The sequence below is a fragment of the Nostoc sp. PA-18-2419 genome, from assembly GCF_005869855.1.
In the GTDB taxonomy this organism is placed as follows: Bacteria; Cyanobacteriota; Cyanobacteriia; order Cyanobacteriales; family Nostocaceae; genus Nostoc.
On sequence record NZ_SZNH01000012.1, the window covers coordinates 86,335 to 108,003 of the forward strand.

General features: G+C 39.6%; 19 protein-coding genes and 1 pseudogene. 5 read left to right on the top strand and 15 right to left on the bottom strand.

Annotation, left to right across the window (positions count from 1 at the left end; genetic code table 11):
- Nucleotide 1: 1 nt before the first annotated feature.
- Nucleotides 2–1,540 carry a hypothetical protein gene (locus FCR06_RS14685; protein ID WP_138500865.1) on the bottom strand — a complete coding sequence of 513 codons (1,539 nt, stop codon included), beginning with the start codon at nucleotides 1,538–1,540 and terminating at the stop codon, nucleotides 2–4.
- 616 nt (nucleotides 1,541–2,156) lie between these two features.
- Here FCR06_RS14685 and FCR06_RS14690 point away from each other — a divergent pair.
- Nucleotides 2,157–3,509, top strand: a complete 1,353-nt coding sequence (locus FCR06_RS14690; protein ID WP_138500867.1) for an AAA-like domain-containing protein — start codon at nucleotides 2,157–2,159, stop codon at nucleotides 3,507–3,509.
- 135 nt (nucleotides 3,510–3,644) lie between these two features.
- On the opposite strand, the gene FCR06_RS14695 is transcribed toward FCR06_RS14690, so the two are convergent.
- The 6 genes from FCR06_RS14695 to nifH all read right to left on the bottom strand — a co-directional run bounded on the left by FCR06_RS14695 (nucleotide 3,645) and on the right by nifH (nucleotide 10,757).
- The gene (locus FCR06_RS14695) at nucleotides 3,645–4,652 is read right to left on the bottom strand and encodes an LLM class flavin-dependent oxidoreductase (protein WP_138500869.1); all 1,008 of its coding nucleotides are present in this window, start codon (nucleotides 4,650–4,652) and stop codon (nucleotides 3,645–3,647) included.
- A gap of 178 nt (nucleotides 4,653–4,830) precedes the next feature.
- Nucleotides 4,831–5,037, bottom strand: a complete 207-nt coding sequence (locus FCR06_RS14700) for a molybdopterin-binding protein (protein WP_138500871.1) — start codon at nucleotides 5,035–5,037, stop codon at nucleotides 4,831–4,833.
- Nucleotides 5,038–5,050: 13 nt separating this feature from the next.
- Nucleotides 5,051–6,118: a type I restriction endonuclease gene (locus tag FCR06_RS14705; RefSeq protein ID WP_138500873.1), complete on the bottom strand. Its 1,068-nt coding sequence runs from the start codon at nucleotides 6,116–6,118 to the stop codon at nucleotides 5,051–5,053.
- A gap of 530 nt (nucleotides 6,119–6,648) precedes the next feature.
- A complete protein-coding gene (gene nifN / locus FCR06_RS14715) occupies nucleotides 6,649–7,959 on the bottom strand; it encodes a nitrogenase iron-molybdenum cofactor biosynthesis protein NifN (protein WP_138500875.1) in 1,311 nt (436 codons plus the stop codon).
- A complete protein-coding gene (gene nifE, locus FCR06_RS14720; RefSeq protein ID WP_138500877.1) occupies nucleotides 7,959–9,377 on the bottom strand; it encodes a nitrogenase iron-molybdenum cofactor biosynthesis protein NifE in 1,419 nt (472 codons plus the stop codon). Before nifE ends, nifN begins: the two co-directional genes overlap by 1 nt.
- A gap of 411 nt (nucleotides 9,378–9,788) precedes the next feature.
- Nucleotides 9,789–10,757, bottom strand: coding sequence for a nitrogenase iron protein (gene nifH, locus FCR06_RS14725; protein WP_138500879.1), 969 nt, complete (start codon nucleotides 10,755–10,757; stop codon nucleotides 9,789–9,791).
- A 91-nt stretch (nucleotides 10,758–10,848) separates the two neighbouring features.
- On the opposite strand from nifH, the gene FCR06_RS14730 reads away from it, so the two are divergent.
- Nucleotides 10,849–11,070, top strand: a complete 222-nt coding sequence (locus FCR06_RS14730) for a hypothetical protein (protein ID WP_138500881.1) — start codon at nucleotides 10,849–10,851, stop codon at nucleotides 11,068–11,070.
- Nucleotides 11,071–11,321: 251 nt separating this feature from the next.
- Here the strand turns inward: FCR06_RS14730 and FCR06_RS14735 are convergent, their stop codons facing one another.
- Nucleotides 11,322–12,455, bottom strand: a complete 1,134-nt coding sequence (locus FCR06_RS14735) for a substrate-binding domain-containing protein (protein ID WP_138500883.1) — start codon at nucleotides 12,453–12,455, stop codon at nucleotides 11,322–11,324.
- Between the two features lie 719 nt (nucleotides 12,456–13,174).
- On the opposite strand from FCR06_RS14735, the gene FCR06_RS14740 reads away from it, so the two are divergent.
- Both FCR06_RS14740 and FCR06_RS14745 read left to right on the top strand, forming a co-directional pair.
- The gene (locus FCR06_RS14740; RefSeq protein WP_138500885.1) at nucleotides 13,175–13,540 is read left to right on the top strand and encodes a hypothetical protein; all 366 of its coding nucleotides are present in this window, start codon (nucleotides 13,175–13,177) and stop codon (nucleotides 13,538–13,540) included.
- Between the two features lie 195 nt (nucleotides 13,541–13,735).
- A complete protein-coding gene (locus tag FCR06_RS14745; RefSeq protein WP_138500886.1) occupies nucleotides 13,736–14,110 on the top strand; it encodes a hypothetical protein in 375 nt (124 codons plus the stop codon).
- A gap of 447 nt (nucleotides 14,111–14,557) precedes the next feature.
- Here FCR06_RS14745 and FCR06_RS14750 read toward each other — a convergent pair whose 3' ends face one another.
- Entirely contained in the window at nucleotides 14,558–17,704 is a 3,147-nt protein-coding gene (locus FCR06_RS14750) for a pentapeptide repeat-containing protein (protein WP_223280147.1), read from the bottom strand.
- A 398-nt stretch (nucleotides 17,705–18,102) separates the two neighbouring features.
- Nucleotides 18,103–19,149: a phosphotransferase enzyme family protein gene (locus tag FCR06_RS14760; RefSeq protein ID WP_138500888.1), complete on the bottom strand. Its 1,047-nt coding sequence runs from the start codon at nucleotides 19,147–19,149 to the stop codon at nucleotides 18,103–18,105.
- A gap of 49 nt (nucleotides 19,150–19,198) precedes the next feature.
- Here FCR06_RS14760 and FCR06_RS14765 point away from each other — a divergent pair.
- A pseudogene (locus FCR06_RS14765) lies at nucleotides 19,199–19,562 on the top strand (IS4 family transposase); the annotation flags it as partial.
- Nucleotides 19,563–19,631: 69 nt separating this feature from the next.
- On the opposite strand, the gene FCR06_RS14770 reads toward FCR06_RS14765, so the two are convergent.
- The 5 genes from FCR06_RS14770 to FCR06_RS14790 form a co-directional block, all read right to left on the bottom strand.
- A complete protein-coding gene (locus FCR06_RS14770) occupies nucleotides 19,632–19,820 on the bottom strand; it encodes a hypothetical protein (RefSeq protein ID WP_138500892.1) in 189 nt (62 codons plus the stop codon).
- A gap of 48 nt (nucleotides 19,821–19,868) precedes the next feature.
- Complete coding sequence (locus FCR06_RS14775) at nucleotides 19,869–20,228, bottom strand: hypothetical protein (protein WP_138500894.1); 360 nt, start codon at nucleotides 20,226–20,228, stop codon at nucleotides 19,869–19,871.
- 70 nt (nucleotides 20,229–20,298) lie between these two features.
- Nucleotides 20,299–20,781 carry a hypothetical protein gene (locus FCR06_RS14780; RefSeq protein WP_138500896.1) on the bottom strand — a complete coding sequence of 161 codons (483 nt, stop codon included), beginning with the start codon at nucleotides 20,779–20,781 and terminating at the stop codon, nucleotides 20,299–20,301.
- 41 nt (nucleotides 20,782–20,822) lie between these two features.
- Complete coding sequence (locus FCR06_RS14785; RefSeq protein ID WP_138500898.1) at nucleotides 20,823–21,056, bottom strand: hypothetical protein; 234 nt, start codon at nucleotides 21,054–21,056, stop codon at nucleotides 20,823–20,825.
- 2 nt (nucleotides 21,057–21,058) lie between these two features.
- A complete protein-coding gene (locus FCR06_RS14790; RefSeq protein ID WP_138500900.1) occupies nucleotides 21,059–21,646 on the bottom strand; it encodes a hypothetical protein in 588 nt (195 codons plus the stop codon).
- Nucleotides 21,647–21,669 lie beyond the last annotated feature (23 nt).

Below are 21,669 nucleotides of genomic sequence, written 5' to 3' on the forward strand. Positions count from 1 at the left end.
GTTAAAGACTTCGTTTTATTGTTGAATTTATTGAACTATTTTTTGAGTCATTAATCAACCATTTTTCAATAAACTTTTCAATGTTTTTAAAGTCACAATTATTACATAATTCTAGTTTATTTTGAGTTTTGAGCCAGTCAATCAAGTAGGTGGTTAATTGCTTTTTGGCATAGTCTATCATTAAAGTCTGCTCCTGCTTGCTACTAGTTTTAGATTTGACGATTTGCTGGTTATGGTTTACGTCATAGAAATATTTAGCTTCCAAAACTTCCCTTGTATCAGGATTGAGACTGTTTTTAAAGGCTTCTTGAATTACTAACTCAATTTGATTACTATAATAATCTTTTAACCATTTTTCGATGTAATCATCTAAATTTTCTAGCTTGATGAGATCGATGGAAAACCGAAGCTTCAACCATTTAGCAGTAGACATTAGTAACTGTCTTCGTAAGCGGGAACAGCGACGATTAACTGTAGCTTGATTAATACCTATTTTAAGCGCAATGCTTGCTTCACCTAGTTGCAACCCATATTTTAGAAGTAACATTACTTTGTTATCAGTCTCTTGTTTTAATAATTGTAGCTCATTCAGAAGTACTCGATTAAGTTCTATAACATAGTCCGATATGCTCTCAGTGGTAACTTCGGATTCTATTGGAACTAGATAACTTATATTGTCTACCTTATTAGACTCAAACAAATAAGTTTCAATGTCTTCACCAATATAACTGACTTTAAAAGAATATTGTAAAGCAACAATACACATATTAATTAACTTCTTAAATTTTGCTAGCCCAATCTGGAAGTAATGACGCTGGCAGAATTCAGTAGCCATTTTATAATTAATTTCGTTAGGACACAACCAACGCTGACCTGATTTACTATAAACTTCAAACAAGCAATCTCTGGCAACTAAATACGGTTCAATTTGCGAATTGCTTATACCTAATTCCTTCAATTTCTTAGTTAATTCTTTTTTGCCAGTTTTTTTCAGCAAAAACCATGTTGAATACTTACCTTCACCTGTTTCTTTATAGTAAATATCTCTAATTTTATTGAAAAATGTTAATTGAAAGTAATCTTGTAAAGATTGTAAATCCTTGTTATAATTTTTAAAAATCTTTAAAATAAAACTCATATCATTAGCTAATAACTTAGCTAAATAAAAATAATAGTTCCAAGTCTCTTGAGGATTTTCAAAGCTCTTAAATTTTAAACTTCTAATAGCTTGAAAAGCTGGAGTTTCTAAATATGCTACTAAATGCCATTGTGCTAAAAGTTTCTGATTTTTAATAGTAGATTGAGATTGATAAATATTCAAAAAATATTCAAATAAATAGGTTTCATTTTGATCTAAACACATCTTTTGAACCTTTTCATTATTTTGTTGAAGAAATTTAAAATTTTGAGATAATTTTTTTTCAATTCCCCAGTTAAAAATAGCAAAATTATTTTGATTATTTTCAATGGGAACAATAAAAGTATAAAATTTCTCACTGAAATTCCGCGAACTTAAAGAAGGAAGATTCCAGTTAACCATTATTCAGACCTCAAATATTTATTAATTTAAGTAAAAATTGCAATTTTTTGGGGATAGAGGTTATTCTTCCTTTTTATCCCAATCTAGAGAGGTTAAAAAATGATATAGAAGCTAAATCTGTGGCTATTTTACACAACTTTACATCGTGGTAAATTTTGCACGTATCTTGTCTTTACCCCCATAAGCGATCGCTGTGCCAGTTGCGTAAGTCCTGTATTTATGTAATTGAGTTTCTTATTAAATTCTGAATAGTGCAATGGGGAAAAATCAGGTGTTTTTGGGCTGAAGTAGCTAGCTTTAAAAGCCTATAAGGATGAAAATATTCGCTAAAATCAGGGGTAGAGGAGCAGATTTGAGAGGCTGTGTTGCTACCAAAGTACGAAAAAATACGGATTTACAGTTATTCTCTGGCTAAAAAATAAATAAAAGTAGGAAAAAATGGGTAGCGAAGAAAAATTACCAGGGATAGGTAGTACAGTACAGCGCCAATCAACAATATTAATAATCAACACAAAGCTCGTATTACAGACTTTTATGCCTTCTGCCTTCAGCCTGCGGAATTCCGCCATCTTACTTTAGGATATTGTTAGAAGTTATTTTTGCTTCCTCAACATCCATGAACTCAACATCAGCCTTTACCTGGAAAAAAGCTAAACAAGTTGCCGAGCAAATTGTCTTCAAAAATTTTGGAGAACATCCCAAAGATATTGAAATAGATGTGCTTCTAGGCTCGTGGGACGGTCTGACCTATGAAAAGATGGCAGAGCAGTATCATCTCTCTGTAAACTACCTGAGAGGAGATGTTGGCCCTCAACTGTGGCAAAAGCTTTCAGAGGCATTAGGGGAAGAGGTAACAAAGAGTAATTTTAAAAGAGCGCTAGAAAGAGCCTGGAAAAAGCAACAATATCCACCAATCGATTCCAATGTCCCGCTAAAATCCTCGTTGGCGGAACTATCATTTCCAGAAGGCTCGGTTCCTCTAGGTTCTCCTTTTTATGTAGAGCGAGATAGCATAGAGTCTATTTGTTACGAGACAGTTGTCAAACCTGCTTCTTTAATTCGGATTAAAGCGCCGAAGCTAATGGGCAAAACTTCATTGATGACCAGAATTTTGGCTCATGCTGAATCCCAGAATTATCAAACGGTATATTTAGATTTAAATAGTGTAGAGCGTGCAATTTTAACAAATTTGGATAAGTTCGTGCGCTGGTTGTGTTTAATGGTTGGTCGGAAATTAAAGTTAGAAAATCGATTAAAAGATTATTGGGATACGGAAATTTTAGGTAGCAATGATAACTGCACGGTGTATTTTGAGGAATATTTATTACCAGCAATAGATTGTCCTTTAGTTTTAGGATTAGATGAAGTAGATAGGATTTTTCCCTATAATCAAGTCATTGAAGACTTTTTAGGAATGCTGCGAAGCTGGCATGAAAAAGGAAAAATTTTTGAGCAATGGAAACAACTAAGGATAGTGATGGCACATTCTACCGAAGTTTATATTCCCTTAGATATTAACCAATCTCCCTTTAATGCAGGACTACCAGTAGCGTTGCTGGAATTTGAAGACAAGCAAGTGATAGATTTGGCTCGCCTTCATGGAATGAATTGGGATGATATTCAGGTAAAGGAATTAATGAATGTAGTAGGAGGACATCCTTATTTGGTGCGGTTAGCAATGTACGAAGTTTACACTCAAAAGACAACACTAAAACAGCTATTAAAAGATGCTTCAACAGAAGCAGGAATTTATAGTAATCATTTGCGGCGTTACTTGGAGACGATGCACTTGGAAGAGACTCAAGGTTTAAAGGAAGCGTTAACAAAGGTGGTCATCTCACCTGAGCCTGTGGAATTAGATTCGATGCAGATTTATAAGTTGCACAGTATGGGATTAGTTCAGCAACAGGATAACAAAGTTATACCCAGATGCAATTTATATCGTGAGTATTTTAGGAGGGTATTGTAACTCACCATTTGCATAAATATTAGTTTTTGCTATGCCCCAACAAATGTCAAAAATCAGGGCGTAAACATTGCCGGATCATTTTGTCCACTACCAATTGAAAGTTTAGTTTTTAGGAATTAGGCGATCGCAGCTTTTTTAGACATAAGTTTGCACCTCTTGATTATAAAGTGTCAAACTTTGTAGTTTTTTTTGTAAGTCTAACGAGCAGGGATTGAGTGCTAGAGTGTCTAAATTAAGTTCATCTTGAAATCGTTTGATTTTGTCACGACAGGTAGTTACATCACCAATAATTGAGTTTTCCAGCAAATAATTTTCATCAAAAGAGCTTTTTTGCCTACTAATTGGCATTACATGTTGACTGTGATTCTCAGAATTTTGAACTTTATTTTTAAAAGCTTTCATTCTCTGGTTAAAAGTGCGGAGAAAAGGCAACGCTTCACTGACTGCTTCTTCATTTGTGCGAGCAACAAAAAAGAACCGTGCTAGCATCAGTCGATCTGAACCGCTGGAATTGATAGTACGATATTTCGTAACATTTTTTTTAAGAGTATCTAAAGAAAACTGTGTTCCTCCCATTAAGCCAAGAGAATTCAGGGCGCTAAACTTAAGTGCGTGATCATCGCTGGTTGCTACATATACTGAAATCGGTTTCTGCAAAGGTTTTGGATAAATATTTACCCCTTCGCACTGGTAATATGTACCGTTAAATGACACATCAGTATGATATAGTAGCTTATGAATCAGTGTCATTGCTTCTAGAGTTTGAGAGCGAGATTCACTCACAGAAGTACCAAAATGCTTGTTTTGTTCCGGAAACGGCCCACCCTTAGCTATTCCAATGGAAAGTCGCCCGTTGCACAGATTATCGAGTGTAGCAATGCTTTCAGCAATAGTGATTGGGTTATGAAATGCCAGCAATAATGCTGCTGAACCTAATCGAATTTTGTTAGTTACGCCTGCTAAGTGTGCCATTAATACTAAAGTTGATGGGCTGACACTGAAATCATTAAAATGATGCTCTGTGACCCAAGCTTCTTCAAAATCCAAGCTTTCTGCGTGTCTTACCAATGCGACTTGTTCAAACATGGTGCGACGAGCATTTTGATGATGATTTTCGTAATTACAAAAAAGTCCAATTTTCATAGTCACTGTTCTTATTGTTGTATTGCAAGGGATTGCAATTTTAACCACAAGCGGGTAAATATCTATTTAATTTTTGATAGGAAAATACACAAAAAATGTGCTGCATTAACTCAAGATTTCAAGTAACTTAAAATATTAAGTTAATGCTATATAAATGTTCAACTATCAATACTTGTCTTTATACAGCAATTATCACATCTGATGCTTTAATAATTGCTTGTGCTTGTTTTCCTGGTTGAAGCTGAAGATTATCTACAGACCCATTGGTGATGATTGCAGTTATCTCTATACCTGGTGAGATTTCAAGGATGACTTCACTATTAATTGCTCCAGTGTTAACTGCCTTAATAGTTCCTTTGAATGTGTTACGAGCGCTAATTTCCATATTCTAGTACTCCTTATTCGTTGAACGTTTTATTGGGATTTGGTGTTGTACAAAAAGGTCGGCGAAGCAACTTTTTACTGATGTCGGTTCCGTTTAACTCAAATACTATAAAGTGCAATACTTGCTCTAGGAAACGCCGTTTATCAAAAATACCTTGAATCAACACCTCTAGCTCAGTTGTGCCCTTTGCAGGAAAATCTTCACCATCAATCGTCTGCCACGGTAAAAACTCTTGCCAGTCCGAGGTTAATGTACCTACTCGTGCCTGATTTTGGCAAGTAATAACTAATAATGTATTGTAGTAAAACAGCTTTGGTATCTCTTGCAAGTAGGCTTGGATTCGCTCTTTGCCTGCTTTGAACGTGGCTTGTTCGTAACTTGGATCGATTAAGACAATAACTGCCAAGGGTAAACCGTTGACAAAAACAACCACATCAGGACAATGAGCATGGCTCCCCTCAACTACAGTCAATGGATGAATAACTAGCCAATCATTGTTTAGTAGGTTAGATGCATCGATGAGCCGTACTTGATCACAAACTATTTCTTTGTTCAAGAGGTACTCAACTTCAACACCATCGGTTAGAAGTTTGTGAAAGCGGTAGTTGTTTTCCAACAAGTCAGAACTCTGTGTAGAAGTAACTTGAGAAATAGCTTTGGCGATCGCTTCAGGCGGTTTTGTGGGGTTAATTTTTTGTAAAGCGCTATCAAGGCGATCGTGCAAAATCACCTCTTTATAGCTGCTGCGCCCGATCCGATACTTACCCAAAGCAATGTCTGGCTCTAATAAAACTGTGTAGCCAAGAACCTCGAACCAGGTAAGCAAAGATGGTGCAATGACAACTTTTGGAGACGGTTCTCTACCAAAGGCTGGCGCTCGTTCGCGTAGCGTGTCGCAGACAGGATTCGCTACCACTTCTCTACGAGACGCGCAAGGGACGCTAATGCCAACACCTTGCTTGTTTAAGAGTAGGGGTATGCCCGCCGCAGGCACCACAGATTTTGTAAAATCAAGGCGGCGAAGTTTTCTTCTAACACGACTCGCCTTCACAATTATTTGCCTTAGCTGTACTGGATTCATCAGAATGAAAGACTTAATTTTGAGTCAATGCAGAAGCTTGCGCCTAACTTACTGGCATTGGTTGGTATATTCACAAATAACGTATACGGCTTGATACTAATTATCAAAGCTAAAATTGTTCTAAAAGATTGTATCTACTGCTACATCTTACCAATATTTTTGGTAAAAAAATTTTTGTTTCTGACTAATTGAGGACTCAGTGAAGGGGGCGTTAATTCTAGGCTTTGGTTGTTTAGTGAGCAGCAAAACTATTGTAATCAGTAGTTTGACCACTAAAGGTGCAAAAATCAGACTTAAACTCAAGAAAAATAAGATAATCAATATGCTTATTAGCTGATCTATCTGATCGAGAATATTCGCACTGATACGAAAAAAAACTAGAGCGATTGCCAAAGCAATTAATGACAATACAAACATAACAGCTATTATTTGTAATTACTGGTAACTAACCTTGGTCTAGAGACAGCAAGCAAGTGTCTTTCAAGGCACTATTACTGAAAACTGGGATGAACACTTAGAGTCGGCTCCATTTAATGCTTAACTATTGCCTCCTGTTCTAAAAACAGGTTGCCAATCTCAAACAAAACCTGCATTGTGCCTCGGTAGCCAACTTTGGTAGACTGATTGCAATCTAAACGGTCAAAAATGGGAATTCCCTGACGGTAGAGAGGAATTTTTAAGCGTTCGGCGATCGCAACTGCGTGAGAATTGCTGATCAGCAAATCAGAACCAACCGCCAGCTGCTCAAAATCTTCTAAGTCACCAATGGTAACACTAGGAATCGGCAGTTTTTCCAGTACAGGAGAGCGGGTTGTCGTGACTGCGGCGTGAATTTGAACTCCCAGCGATTGCAGGAAATAAACCGTTGACCATAGTAAGTCTGGTTCCAGCGCTAAAGCAACTCGTTTACAACCAAAGTAAAAGTGATTCTCCAACATCACATGTTGCAACTGACGCCGCTGATAGCGGTATTTCTCTGGTACGCTGACACCACTGATATCTGCCAATGCTTGCAGAAATTTATCTACTGCTGTTATTCCTGTTAATTCGCCAAACACCTCGTAAGGTATATTAAATCTCTTTTCTAAAATTTGCGCCCCAGCCCGCATACTTTCACCTAACGCTAAAGTGAACACAGAACTATCGATTGAACGCAACTGTGACAAAGTAGTGCCATTGGCTGCGATGATACCAGAGGAATCTTGTATCTGACTATCTAGAACACCGGAAAGGTCAGGGACAACAATCGGTATCAGTCCAAACGAGGTGACAATCTCTTTAATTTCTTGTATATCTCCGGGAGTAAAAGCAGAACTCGCCAAAATTGTGATTTGTGTGGGACAAGCCTTTTGCTTTGAGGATTCTTGGGGAATTTCCTTAACTATACTTTCGACTGCGGCAGCAAAACCATCCTGTAATGTACCTTTAAAATCTGGTGTAGAGACAAGTACAATTGGTAAATAATCCAGTTCTGGGTGACGGTGGCGAATCTCTTTGATAAAACGTTCCATGTCATCGCCTCTGGTTTCCACAAGTCCACTGGTACAAAGACCGATAATTTCCGGTTTCGATTTCTGTACCAAAGTCAGAATTGCTTGTTCAACTCTCTCCTCACCACCTAAAATTGTTGCAACTTCCGTCATTGCTGTAGTCGAAAGCGGAATCGTCTGATGAAAATGCTGTACTAATACCCTCTTAGCCAAAGCTGTACAACCTTGAGAACCGTGTAATAAAGGCATCATTCCCTTCAAGCCTAAAAAGGCTAAGGTTGCACCTACAGCTTGGCTTTGTTTGAGAGGGTTAACTGCAACCGATGTACTTGTAACGCTAACAATTGCCATTAGATTTCCTCCAATGAAGTAGGGGATGCTCCCGTAATTTCTTTGGCTGTTTTTCCTACATCCCACGGAACTGGTCGGCATACTTGTTCCCACACAGGACTGTAAAAAGTGGCATACAATTCTCGTGCCATTTCTAATATTCCTCTATAGCACGCATAGGCATGATTGCGTTCGATATCGATGTCTAGGAAAGGAATTCTGGCTATTAGGGCAGTATCTCGATAACGAGCATCACTAATTAAAATATTAGCTTGATTATTATTAATTAGTTGTAAGATAGCTTCTGGGCTTTCTGATTCTAAAACTATGCCATCTTGACCCAAGAAACTTTTGATTCTAATTAATTCATCTTCAGTATTATTTTGGGTGCAGATAGCAATAATTTCCATACCTAATTTTTGAGCAGCAAAGATAATCAACCAACTCTTGAAATTTTTAATCGAAAGGATTAAGCGTTTACCTTGCAATCGAATGCGATAAGGGGTGAGTTTTGCTTCTAAATCACTAGTTTCTTCTACAATCAGGTTTTCAGTACGTTCTATTAAATCAGGATGACCTAATTTCGCCGCAATATTTCTTAAACACTGATTGATTTGCTCTACTCCATAAATAGACTCTTCAATATAAGGAATACCATAGAGTTTCTCCATCTTTTTTGCTATGTTGATTAAAGCTATTGAGGAGAGTATGACATTAAGCTTGGCACGATGAGCATAGCAAACTTCTTGATACACGGCATCACCTGTAATTTTTGCTAAAACTCGGATACCTAATTTCTCCAATAACGGTAGAACATTCCAGATTGCACCTGCAATATTATATTCACCAATCAAGTTAATATCTAATGGTGTGGTAATATCTGGTTCGGCAGTTCCAATAACGTGTTCTAGTAACGCTTCACCAGCAACGCGGTTACCTAAATTTTGGCTACCAATAAACCCAGGACAATGTACGGGAATAGTGGGTATTCCTGTTTTTTCAGTAGCATCTTTGCATATTCCTTCGATGTCATCACCAATTAAAGCGGTGATACAGGTAGAGTAAACAAATACCGCAGTCGGTTTGTAGCGTCTTTGTAATTCTAAAATACCTTTGTATAGCTTTTTTGCTCCACCAAAGATAATATCACTCTCATCTGTGTCACTGGTAAAGCGTGTTTTATACAGCATTGAACCAGAAGAGAGACTAGTGTAGTTTCCCCAAATACTAGCAGCACAACCACTCGGCCCATGAACTATGTGAGCAGCATCAGTGATTGGTACTAGAGTAATCATTGCACTATCAAAAGCGCAACTTCCTTGAGCAGTTCCCGGCTGGGGTAATTGTGTAGAAGGCTTTTTTTTCTTCTGCTTTTGCTGCTGGTTTTCGTCGTTTGATTCACTGAATGAATCATTGATTTTTCTCGGTTGAGGATTCATTTTTTTAGTGAAAATAGATAGAGTTATCAGGTGTAGCGAATTTTCCAAATTGAGAAATAATTTTAGTTACTTGGCTGTCTGCTTCTAGCATGAAATAAAAAGGAATGAGAAAGAGAATTCCTCATTCCCTAATGACCAACCAATTGATACAAGGAGTAAACAAAAAACCACAAGAGCGGTTTTACCATGTAGATATCAACAGATTAATTGCTCTGAAAATAACTTGAAGAATTCACAAGTCACAATTGAGATTGATTAATCTGTTATTTGCACAGAAAGTTTTTGCTGATTTATTTATAGAACCTCCATATCCTTTTAATGGTTAGAGAAAGTGGGCTAATTACCCACTTAATTTCTTCCGTTCCTCAGTCAGTTCTGCTATTTCATCAGCAAGAACGAAAGTCTTTCTTTTTAGCTACCAGAAACTATTTCCACATTGCCTTTGGCAAGTGCTTCTAGTGCTTCGCCTTGGGCGTCTTCTTGCCTTTTAGCAGCTTCTTGTTGGGCATCAGCTGTAGCAATCATTTTTGCAGCATTTTCTTCACTTTCAAGAATACCGAACTCAATCAACAACTCTTCTAATTCATCCATCTCGATGGGTGTGGGAACAGCGAGATTTGTATTGTTGATAATCTTGTCTGCTAATGTGCGGTATTCGTGAGCTTGTCCACTATCAGGTGCATATTCGTTCACTGTCATCCGGCGCAATTCGGCGTGTTGCACGATATTGTCACGGGGGACGAAGTGAATCATCTGGGTACTTAATCTGGCTGCTAAGGTGCTAATCAGTTCGTCTTCCCGGTCAGTTTTCCGGCTGTTACAAATCAGCCCACCCAAACGTACACCACCTGTGTGAGCATATTTGAGAACACCACGAGCAATGTTGTTAGCTGCAAACATCGCCATCATTTCACCAGAAGTAACGATGTAGATTTCTTGGGCTTTACCTTCACGAATTGGCATGGCAAAACCACCACACACAACGTCACCCAACACGTCATAGGATACAAAATCTACGTCTGAGTAAGCGCCGTTTTCTTCAAGAAAGTTAATGGCAGTGATGATACCCCGACCGGCGCAACCTACACCAGGTTCTGGCCCACCAGATTCTACGCATCTGATATCCCGGAAACCAGTGATTACCACTTCTTCGAGTTCGATGTCTTCGACAGCGCCTCGTTCAGCAGCTAAATGTAGCACGGTAGTTTGAGCTTTACAGTGCAAAATCAAACGAGTGGAGTCAGCTTTGGGGTCACATCCGACAATCAAGATGCGTTTACCCACTTCTGCCATAGCGGCTAGGGTATTTTGGGAGGTGGTAGATTTACCAATACCGCCTTTACCGTAGAAAGCAATTTGTCTAATTTTGTCGTCGGACATGATGATTTTTCCTGCAATTGTTTGGTGGGTCTTTTGATTCGTTTTTGGGTTCACACTGTCGAGTTACAGTTGCGAACGGTCGTTGGAGGCGATGTCTACGGTGGACTTCGCCCACCATGCTGTACAACAAAATCATTTAGTATTGAATACATATGATTGGCGATCGCATTTCTGGTTATCATTTGTCTTGATTAATGACAAAACTGTATCGAATGTACGGTTTGAGGTGATGCGTCACCGTACCTTTATTACTCCAAAGAGATTTCAATCACAAATGATTAGAGAACTCCAACAAATAAATTATTCGGTTTGAAGTTGATGACTGTTGAGTGCCAGTTGCTACAACGGGGGAACCCCGATAACGCACTGGCTTTTGTTGACTATGAACAGTGGGATATTTTTTATTTAGAAGTCTTAGCCGGACATGATATCAGATGATTTCTGGGGAAATGGAGGCAATTTCCAATTCAAAATCTAAAATTGTACAAGAGCGATCGCAACAGGAATTCAAATTTACGCAAAGTTTTCTTGAAACCACACAACCAACCATAATTGCAATCTACTCTAGACGGTTGCTACAATTTCTCCAATTTTGCTGATGTCGTAGCCGCCGAGAATTTCAAATTGTGAGTGAACCATCCGATGGCCCAAAGTACTGAGTAACTGCTGCACTGGCGCTTCTTCCAGATATTTCTTAAGAATCACTAAGTCATATCGTGATTGATGTAGAGGGATAAATCCCAGTCCAAAGGCGGTAGCTACAGATGCGGTACTCATACCTGCATCCGCGACTCCTAATGCTACTGCTTGGGCAACATCTTGGTGACTTTGAACAATATGGTCAAAACCTTCAACAGTATGAAACGGTATTTGTTGCTGTTCGAGTTTTTGTTCCAGAAGTAAACGAGTACCAGCACCTATTTCGCGGTTAACAATACTAACTCCCGATTCCACTAAATCAGTCACTGTTCTGATTCCCATTGGGTTACCAGACTTGACTAGAAGTCCCTCTTCCCAAACACCGAGAGTAATTAAAACTCCTTCTCTTCCTGCCAGAACATCTCGAACAAAGGGAGTATTATACTCACCAGTCTGGGAATCGTAAAGGTGCATCCCAGCGATGTGTGCTTCACCTCGGCATAAACTGTGCAATGCAGACATGCTGTTGGCAAAGTTAAATTGAACTCGCAGTTGGGGATGCCAGCGTTCGGTGGCTCTAGCCCATAGCGAAATCACAGGCGCACAACCGGCAATCACAACAGTGTTGTGCAGTGTTTCTAGATTATCATCTAAAAGACGGACTCGAACTTTATCTGTACCGATTTGAGTCTTACCCTCTCCATCAGCAGGAATCATATCTTGGCGAAAAGCATCGTTGCCAATTAAAGGGTAAGCTACCCACTGTCCTGCCACACGAGCCAGACTGACTCGCGTCTGCTGAGCGGTAGGAAGAGGTTTGGTAAGTACTGCTTCAATTTCAGGTAAATCTCGCTCTAACCAGAATAGATCCTCTACTTGACAGCCAAGTGCCTTTGCTAGGCGAAGTGTGATGGCCACTGAGGGAGCGTATAGTCCCGACTCTACACCACTTATAGTTTGACGGGTAACACCAGCTAGGTTTGCCAAATCTTGTTGACTCATGCCTAAGCGGGTTCTAATTGACTTCAAGTTGTTACGGAGATCGTTATCCTGCTTCATTGGCTTGAGCTTCTGTGAGTTTCAAAAAGCCGTAGCGGATTTAACTAAATCTGCCAAGGCGAAAGCACGGTCTTTGAGTTTATATTATTCCTCTTCGACGACATTACTGTGCTTTCGCTGTTTTGATTCCCTATATTCAAAGAATATCACACTTTTTGCCAAATTTCTTGCAAGATGCAATTTTTTTTGCTGAAGACTGTTTTTTGGCTGTTTATATATGACTCAAAACTCCCTAATCTCGCTACTAAAGGACTTTCAATAAAAAATATCCCATTATTTTGAAGGCAGGGGAGCAGTGAGAGAATAAATGCTTATCTCAACCCTATGCCAACAAAAGACTTATTTCATATTTGGACTCTTACCAACTTTTATGGTAAAAAGTAGCACTGAATACAGTTTTAGAAATTGGTTTAGGATTTGATTCTTGATAGACGAGTTATAGGAAAGTGCTAAGTGCCCAGTGCCGAGTGCTGAGTATAAACACAGTTGCATTGCTTTGAGCAGTTAACACTGTCCCAATATATGTGAGCTATATATGAGCCGTAAGGAATATATGACTAAGCAATTTCACTTTTTGAGGTAAATTTTGCCTCAATAAAAATTACGGTTTTCACTTAAATAAATATGCAGATATCTATTGCACAATAGACTATTTATCAAAATGTGCAATAGATGAGAGGCAATTTATAGTTGTTTGTGCTACAGAAATGGAGAGAATAATGATTACTGAGGAAGACTTAGCCCAACAATTTAGCGTAATTATTGAACACGCTCACCCACGGGTATGGGCATTACTACGTCAGTGCTATGTAAAGGTAATTAATCCTAAACCTTACTTAATAAGAGCAAATATCAAAACGTGTATTTGTCATACAAGATATATTGGTATTTACTGTCCTGACAGACTAATGAATGCAATAGTAGCAGAGAAAAACCTACTTCGAGAAGTAGCTGAATACGTTGGTTTAGTTGAGGTTGTTTGTTTAAATGCCAACAATTTGATGCGCGATCCCCTATCAAATTTGAAAGAAACTTATCCGCGCTTGTGGTTAGATTTACTTTGGCTTGTAACTCAAAAAGAATAACACTAACTATACTAATCACCTTTAATTTTTAAACTTATTTGCTCCTGTCAATAAGCAGAGAGTAAGGAATCAGCTTTTTCCAGTTCAAGGCCGGTGAGTCACACAATTGAATAGAAGTCCTAATATTAAGACCGAATTTTTTTGCAATATTTGTGCAAAAAATCGCTGTTGTATATTGCCACAGGCTAAAATTCTATGACTAAATCTTGTCTACCTCCAGATGATTTGCCTTCAGTTCAAACAATAAGAGTCAGTGAAATACTATTCAGGCAACTTGAAGAAGCAACTAAAAAAAGCTTTTTCTTGTCCTGCGACAACATGACACGTGTTTTGTTATGTCATTGCCATTGGTATTTCCAAATTAATAGTGGCATTCTGACATTAATTATGATTTGTCCCGATATGGAAAGTTATCGCAACATCATGAAAACTGTTCCCCATTTTACTGAGAAATTGAAACAATTTACTAACAGAGCTAAAATTAGTGTTAGTTCTCCAATTGACAAAGGTATACCGTGGGTACTCAGTATAGATAACATTTTACCTGAAGGAGACTTACCTAGTATCTAATGGATTAGACTTCTTGCATAAGTCGGGAAAAGGGGGAAAGGTTTTTTTGTATTTTCCCTTCCCCTTTAAGATGAGTCCCTTTTCCCACCTCTTGTAAAAAGCAATAAGTGCAAGAGGTCTATTAACCTTTTGGCGAACAATCGCGTAGGGAACTTAGCAATGTGGTTTTTACACCCAATTTATCTATAAAGCTATCTAAAAACGTCAAAAATTGACCTCAAGACTAAAAGATTTGTTCTCTATTTTCAGGGGTGAGAAAGCAAAAACCCTTGAAATCTTTGGATTTCAAGGGTTTTTGAAAATGCCAGGAACCAGACTTGAACTGGTGACACGAGGATTTTCAGTCCGAACGAAATTTGATTAATTCCCTGCAAATACGCTAAGGTTTTATTTTTATGGTTATTTTTTGCCTAAACCTTGCCTTTGAAGTGCCTTGAAAGTGCCTCTTCAAGCTGAAGGCGGAGTGTTTGGAAGGGCAGAGGGTTGAGCAGTTGAGTTTGCTATATTAAGCAAGCCTTCAGGTATGTTTTGTGCTTTATCCAACCCTCGCGCATCCTTCCAATTTGTATGCTCATCCCAAGTAATATTGCTAAGTTTAGCACCGTCGAGGTTAGCGCCTCTTAGGTTAGCGCTTGAGAGGAGAGCGCCTCTTAGGTTAGCGCCATCGAGGTAAGCGCCTTCGAGGTTAGCGCCTTCGAGGTTAGCGCCATCGAGGTAAGCGCCATCGAGGTAAGCACCTTCGAGGTTAGCGCCATCGAGGTTAGCGCCATCAAGGTTAGCACCTTCGAGGTTAGCGCCTTTGAGGTTAGCGCCTAAGAGGTAAGCGCCTTCGAGGTAAGCGCCTTCGAGGTAAGCGCCTTCGAGGTAAGCGCCTTCGAGGTTAACGTCTTCGAGGTTAGCGCCTCTTAGGTAAGTGCGTCTTAGGTAAGCGCCTCTTAGATGAGCGCTTGAGAGGTGAGCGCCTTCGAGGTTAGCACCATTGAGGTTAGTACCATTGAGGTGAGCGCCTTCGAGGTGAGCACCATTGAGGTTAGCACCATTGAGGTTAGCGCCTCTTAGGTGAGCGCTTTTGAGGTTAGCGCCTTCGAGGTGAGCGCCTTCGAGGTGAGCACCATTGAGGTTAGCACCATTGAGGTTAGCGCCTCTTAGGTTAGCGCCTTCGAGGTGAGCGCCTGAGAGAAAATAACCAACAGTTGCTGAAAAAGTATTTAAAGTAATGCTGTTGCTGTAATTAACAATTAGAAGCAATCGCTGATTATCAAAATTATCAGTGTTCTCTTTACCACAGGGATAAAAAACAATATTGTCTTTTAATTCATCTTTATTTTTGACATAACGATGTAACTCTAAAAGTAAAATAATCACATTTAGACCAGTGTATATATCTACTTCTCTTAATCCCAACGTTATATTGTGTGTTTGAAATTTTCGCATCTGGTTTAGAGGCAAACTTTCAGACTGTGCATTAATAAATTCTCCTCGATACCAACATTCATAAAAATATTCCAAGCGTTCAAATAATTTTAGATGCTGAAATTGCTTATTTGCATCAATTAAAGCAATTAAATAATCAACAATTTCTTGTGTTAATCCACCATAACTTAGTAAGTCATAAATTTCTTTTGCTACCTGCTCATCATCGTTAATGACAAATATTTCCCGCTTACCTTTCTGTTCTACTTTTATCCATCTCTCAAAACTTTCTGCTATCTTTTGAGCGCATAAAAACTCACCAAAACTTTTGTGAATAAATTCTACAGCACCCTCTGTTGACTCAGACGCTTTTGCTGGTCGTAAATAAAATGCTGCTAGCGCGTTTCTTAAGGGATTTTCACCAAGATTCTGTTGAGCTTTCTCCAACATCTCTCGTGCTGATTTATCACTTTTGAGGCGTTCCTCGATTGTTTTAATTGAAGTCCATTCTCTCCCTGATTGAGTAACACATAATCCGGCTTCAGTTAAAATAAGCCGCAAGTCTTCTGTATCAAATTCTGTAAGTTGCTGATTAAGTTTTTCTGGGCGCTGTTTTGTTAAAACCCAATCCAGCATCGTTTGATAAATTATTATTTTCGCCTGAGTGCCGCTAGCACCTTCAAACATTTTAATCGTTAATTCATTATCTCGGTGCATTGCTGCTAAAAGGTATAATAGCAGTGGTTCTCGCCCTAATTCTTTAACACGCTCAGGACAATTTTTAGCTTCTATAAACTTCTGAAATCCTTCTGCTTTATCTTGTCCAAATAATGCACCCCACTGTTCTAACCACTGCTTTTGGAGTCGGTCATCCATTAAAGCAATTTCTACCTTTTCTAAATTGGTAGGAATCCGATTCTCAATACCATGTAAAGCCGATTCTCTACCAGTTACTATAAATTTGTGCCTACATCCTGTTTGTGCTTGGTAATTTCCGACTTGCCCGATAAAATCTTCAATTCCTTTGGCTGTTCTTCCTTCAAAACGTAATTCATCAAAACCATCTAGTATAAATAAATATCGAGTATTGCGGTCGCTCAACCAATCATCGCGATTGGTAAAGCTTTCTCTAACAGCTGCACGAAGAGTATTTTCAATATTTGGTTCAAAAGCATCTATATCTCTTAGTCTAATTAATAGTGGTGTCCAAACTGGGTGAAGGTGTTCTCTGACCCAATTTGCAAACATTTTACAAAACACACTTTTCCCTCGGCCTGGGCCTGCTTGAATAAAAATAACTTGGTCATTTTTTTCAGCTTTATTCAGTTGCTCTTTTACCCAATTCTCTAAATTAACAGCCGATTTATTTTGTTTAGGTTTATCATTGCTATCTAACAACTCAGCTTCCAAAGATACATAAATCTTAGGAATTGTAAAATCTTCACCTATTACCTTCCACCGCTCAATTAATATTGGATCTCTTGGTGAGGGTGATATCTGCTCCTTCAGGTATGACTCTATGCTGGCGTATTTCTCATTAGCCCTTATTTCTGGTGCTGCCGTTATAGCCAAATTTAAAGCTTGGACTACATCTTCTGGCTCGTATGATAAAAGTTGTTTTATATAGTTATACGTGTCCCATGCAACCCACCCTGTAACTAGGGAAGCAACCTCCGAACTAATTCCTTTTATTTCTAGGTAAGTGGATAATTCTTGATTTAATGCTTGCCCTAATATTGAATTTGAAAAATCCGTCAGTGCTTCTTTAGCTTCACTATTACTTAGTTCTACTTCTTTGAGTTGATTAAACTGAGGTTTAACTTCCTGCTCTTTTATCTCTGCACTCAGCTTACTTTTTAACCAAACATTTCTCTGTACTAAAGCATTAAAACTATTTATATAAGCTAATGGGCAAGCAAGAGCTACCCATTCTTCGATCTCAAACTCTTTATTTGTTTTCTCGCGCAGTGATGTCAAGCCTTTTCGGGCAATACCTACAAACGATAACCCAGCAGCGATTACTGGTGCTGCTGGGGCAGTAGTTAGTACACCGAGGGCGATCGCAAATTCTAGGACAGCTTTAGAAACCTCTGCCCCAGACTCTACAATATCTTCAGCTTTTTCTAGCTGCTGCTGGGGCTTAGAAATCAAACTCTGCCAAACTTGCTTGATTTTTACCACTGCTCAATTTCCTATGTGAGGTTTTGCTACTGAAACTACATCGTATGCGCCTTGCCGGACTGTAGCACAACCTCTATCTGACTTTTCCTGTTAAGTCTTGAAAAGCTTGCTGGCAAAGGATTTAAGAAACAGCAGCGCAAATACGGTAAAGTAATTGAAATTGGGTGCTAAAGGTGACAAGCAATGCTGGATTAGTGGGAGAAAAATTTTGCAACCTGTGATTTAGGCGATAAGCCTGACGGCATGGCTTCGCTTACCGCCGATTGAATGAGTGCGCAATGTCGATAGGTTATGCTCTTAGTTTTGGATTTGGCAAAGCACTGTCAGAAATTTTTAGCAGTGGAACCGCATTTTCTTTTCCACATCCCCTGAAAAGTTAGGGAGGTTGACGAGTCAAGTTAGATACAGAAACGAGAAGAGCCATCGAGATACGCATTCAACTGCTCCATAATCGACTGAACTCGGGGTGGTCCCCAAGCGAGCACCTCAGAGTTTGTAGAGCTGAGGATGAAGTTGAGGGTGACTAGGTCTCGCATCGCTTTAAATATCATGAGCTGTGCCGATGTCGTTGTGGGAAGGGGGCGAATGCGATCGTAGCTGGTCAGATAGGCATCACGCAGCTGTTGGTACTCCCCTAGATTGCGAGCAAGGCGACGGTAAGTCGAGTCGAGCACTGAAGCCACGTCATAGAGAAAGAAACCCCAGCCGCAATCGTCGAAATCAATCACACCTGTCTCGCCATCATGAATAAGGATATTATCGCGATGCAGATCACCGTGGATAAGGCCCCAAGCATCTTCGCTTGATCTAAGCTTGTGCAGGTCGTTCAACAGCACGTTGCGTACAGACGCGAGTATATTGAGTTGCGCATCTTCGAGAGGGACACTACTAACCTCAAGAGATCCGCCTCCTGACAGCCTGGATTCGAATACCGAGAAAGGACCGAACAGTTGATGCCAATCCCAACTTGGTCGGACAAAGCCCACAGGTACTGAGAAATGCGTAGCGAGGAGATGCATATGTCCAGTGATCTCGCCAAGTTGGGAGAAAAATGTAGGTTCAATGGGGGGTGACGGATGTTCGCCTTCAACCCAGCGCAGGACTACTGCGAGGTGTGGCTCGCTTGGATCAGCGGTGGGTAGATCTGTCACTAGCTGACCGTCGCAGTTGACGACCGGCAGCGGAACTGGAAATTTCGCCTTACTCCCAAGCCACTCCAGCCACTTCATCTCAGAGAGCTGTCTAGCAGAATCGTGTCCGGCAAGGGCACCGAGACGAAGAACGTAGTCTTTCCCATCGCCGTCTGTAAGACGGTATACCGCGTTGTCCTCGTATTGCAACAGTCGATAGCGCACCCCGTAGAGAGGGTAGCCTGCAATAGCTTGGGCAACACGCTTCTCAAGCTGGCGGAGTTGCCCGTCATGATTTAGCTCAGTAAAGTGCACTTCATGCCTCCTTTATGCCTCAGCAGCAAAAACAGATATCCTCCAGGCGAAAGTTTTAAAATCAGGGTGTCAAGTAGAACGATACAGACTTGCCGCTGATGGGATCAAGACAATACTATTGTTTTTTAAGTGTAATTGCTGTTGAATTGTTGCAATTGACTTATCTACACCGCACTCAGCCAACTGCCGATGCAATTGTTATCCTCAATCCCCTTGAGATCCGCATTTTGAAAGCTAAATCACCCAAACTACCCAAGACATTTACAGTTAGTTGGGCTGTGCAAGCGATCGCTCGTTTAGGGGGTTACTTAGAACATCGACATAAAACCCCTATTGGTATCCAGGTACTGTGGCGAGGCTGGTTAAAATTGCACGACCTCTGTGAGGGTTGGCAGCTTGCAAAAGAGACTTAACGGGAAAAGATAGCAACCTCTATGACCACTCCCCATTCCCACAAATTGCTAGAGTGAATCCCCGGCGACTTATTTTTGGGGTTGTTGCTCGCCACCAGAAGCCGGCTGTTGCACTAAATAGCCCAGCACGGCTGTAGCAAGACCAGTCAACGTTGAGGCTAATTGATGATTAATTACACCAGTACCACCGAGCAAAGTTGACCCGCCGGCAACTAAACCCAAAATTGTACTGAGAGTGTTGAGAGTTGATTTAGACATTTGAATTACTGCTCATTAACGTGTTGATAGTATTCCCAGGCTCAGAAGTTAATTTTCGTTTTCGTCTTCGTCTGGGTCAGCGACAGGCTGAGAGCGAATAATAAACCCAGTATGTTTTTCTAGGTGGCGTTGGATATCAATAATGTGAAAATTCAGCCTGCTGGACTTATGCTTAATCATCTGCTTTAGTCCGCGTGCTATATCAGATTGCCATTCCTTACGAACTGTATAATCAGTCTTGTGTGTAAAGAAATCCATCTGAATTAAATGAACTTCCTTTCTAAGTTCATCTGAAACTTTATCGATTTCTCGATAAATTGCTGCTTCCATATGGCTAATGCGATAAACAATAGCAACCAGCGCAAAAATTCCTAAAAGTACATCAATTGAATTTTTTAAATCAATCATTGTATGTAGTGGGCATTGGCAAAAGTTATTGAGTATTAGAAAACAGCAAATTGATGCTAAATATGAGAATTTAAAGAGCATCAATTTTGCTTTCAATCCGTGGTAAATCTACGTTGATAATTTGATTAATTAAGTCTTCAGTAGTATCAGATTCAGTGCCAATATATTTAAAGACACTAAAACTGACATCTTGAAACCACTTAGGAACATCAAGCGAAAGTGAATACGTTTGTGTCAGCTTCGGAAAGATAATTAAAGTAATTCGATTGAGCCAGATTTTGCGCTTCTGCACAGCTTCCGAATCTGGCAATCCTCCAACCAGTATTCCTAAAGCAATTTTTTGGTTAATAAAACCGCCAAAATACCAAGTCGGCTTGGCAGTACTACAAGTAACTGAAACTGCGATGATGTGCTTATCCAGCAGTATTGGAATTGTAATTGTGGGAATTGGTCTATAACTTTGACCATCAGCACTAACTACTGCATTCGCTGAACTTGTATAAACGCTCTCCCAGTTATTCGAGTTACCAAGTTGTAAAACTGGGTCGCCCATACTAACTACTTTTTAAGCTTAGTTGCAGTTCTGAATAAGTCTTAAAGTAAGATTTTTTCTCCTTCAAGATTTTCCTCGACTATTTCCAAATAATCATCAATATCAACTTCACACAGTTCTAAAATGTCTAAATAATCTTCAAAGCTAATCGAACCTTCGATAAAACGTTTTTGAGCAAGCTCTGCACATTCTAATTGCTCGATTAGTTTTAATGATTCACTCTCGGACATTCCCTCAGTTGTGACAATCCTCAGTTGGAGAATGTCTTCAAGCATAATTAAAATTTCTCAGGTTTGAAAGAAACACCACGATTAGTCCCTGGAGCTGTAACCTTAGTAATAATTGCAGCCTTAACACTTTTGTAGGTGTTATGTGTTGTACCAATACCAAAAGGATAAGTATAGGTTTTTATTGCTTTCTTTTTGTAGCTATTTCCAGTTATTTTCGATTGAATTGGTGAACCGGCACCTGTTGGGACAACTGAAACAGTAGCTTTAGCTGGCACAAAACCTTTAACTTTCTCCAACCCCACATTATTTGTTGGAGTCGTATCAATATTTAAATCATCTGAAGCATTTAAGCCTGTATTTGCAATACCGGATAATGCTCTGCCTGAAATATTAACCAAGTATCTGGTAGTAGAGGTACTCAAATCAGCGAAAGCTTTGAGAGAGCAAGAGGTTTCGTCACCAGGGAGGCTGTCTGCATTGCGAGTAACCTTAACAACTACCTTGCCCGCTTTAAAGTCCTGAAATTTCCTCAATTGGGTTCCTTCTGGTGCATCTGGAACTACAGAGTTTTCATTAGCTCCTGGTGGACGCAGGTACTTTAAGGCTGATTTTAAATTATTGAATCGTCGAGCCATATCTTTAATCTTTCAAGTATGAG

Excerpts from the sequence above, each read along its gene's own strand:
- FCR06_RS14695 (WP_138500869.1), bottom strand. The coding sequence starts at position 4,652 with ATGAAAATTGGACTTTTTTGTAATTACGAAAATCATCATCAAAATGCT.
- FCR06_RS14735 (WP_138500883.1), bottom strand. The coding sequence starts at position 12,455 with ATGAAGCAGGATAACGATCTCCGTAACAACTTGAAGTCAATTAGAACC.
- FCR06_RS14730 (WP_138500881.1), top strand. The coding sequence starts at position 10,849 with ATGTCTACGGTGGACTTCGCCCACCATGCTGTACAACAAAATCATTTA.
- FCR06_RS14785 (WP_138500898.1), bottom strand. The coding sequence starts at position 21,056 with ATGCTTGAAGACATTCTCCAACTGAGGATTGTCACAACTGAGGGAATG.
- FCR06_RS14740 (WP_138500885.1), top strand. The coding sequence starts at position 13,175 with ATGATTACTGAGGAAGACTTAGCCCAACAATTTAGCGTAATTATTGAA.
- nifN (WP_138500875.1), bottom strand. The coding sequence starts at position 7,959 with ATGGCAATTGTTAGCGTTACAAGTACATCGGTTGCAGTTAACCCTCTC.
- FCR06_RS14745 (WP_138500886.1), top strand. The coding sequence starts at position 13,736 with ATGACTAAATCTTGTCTACCTCCAGATGATTTGCCTTCAGTTCAAACA.
- FCR06_RS14770 (WP_138500892.1), bottom strand. The coding sequence starts at position 19,820 with ATGTCTAAATCAACTCTCAACACTCTCAGTACAATTTTGGGTTTAGTT.
- FCR06_RS14790 (WP_138500900.1), bottom strand. The coding sequence starts at position 21,646 with ATGGCTCGACGATTCAATAATTTAAAATCAGCCTTAAAGTACCTGCGT.
- FCR06_RS14690 (WP_138500867.1), top strand. The coding sequence starts at position 2,157 with ATGAACTCAACATCAGCCTTTACCTGGAAAAAAGCTAAACAAGTTGCC.
- FCR06_RS14705 (WP_138500873.1), bottom strand. The coding sequence starts at position 6,118 with ATGAATCCAGTACAGCTAAGGCAAATAATTGTGAAGGCGAGTCGTGTT.
- FCR06_RS14780 (WP_138500896.1), bottom strand. The coding sequence starts at position 20,781 with ATGGGCGACCCAGTTTTACAACTTGGTAACTCGAATAACTGGGAGAGC.
- nifH (WP_138500879.1), bottom strand. The coding sequence starts at position 10,757 with ATGTCCGACGACAAAATTAGACAAATTGCTTTCTACGGTAAAGGCGGT.
- FCR06_RS14700 (WP_138500871.1), bottom strand. The coding sequence starts at position 5,037 with ATGGAAATTAGCGCTCGTAACACATTCAAAGGAACTATTAAGGCAGTT.
- nifE (WP_138500877.1), bottom strand. The coding sequence starts at position 9,377 with ATGAATCCTCAACCGAGAAAAATCAATGATTCATTCAGTGAATCAAAC.
- FCR06_RS14685 (WP_138500865.1), bottom strand. The coding sequence starts at position 1,540 with ATGGTTAACTGGAATCTTCCTTCTTTAAGTTCGCGGAATTTCAGTGAG.
- FCR06_RS14775 (WP_138500894.1), bottom strand. The coding sequence starts at position 20,228 with ATGATTGATTTAAAAAATTCAATTGATGTACTTTTAGGAATTTTTGCG.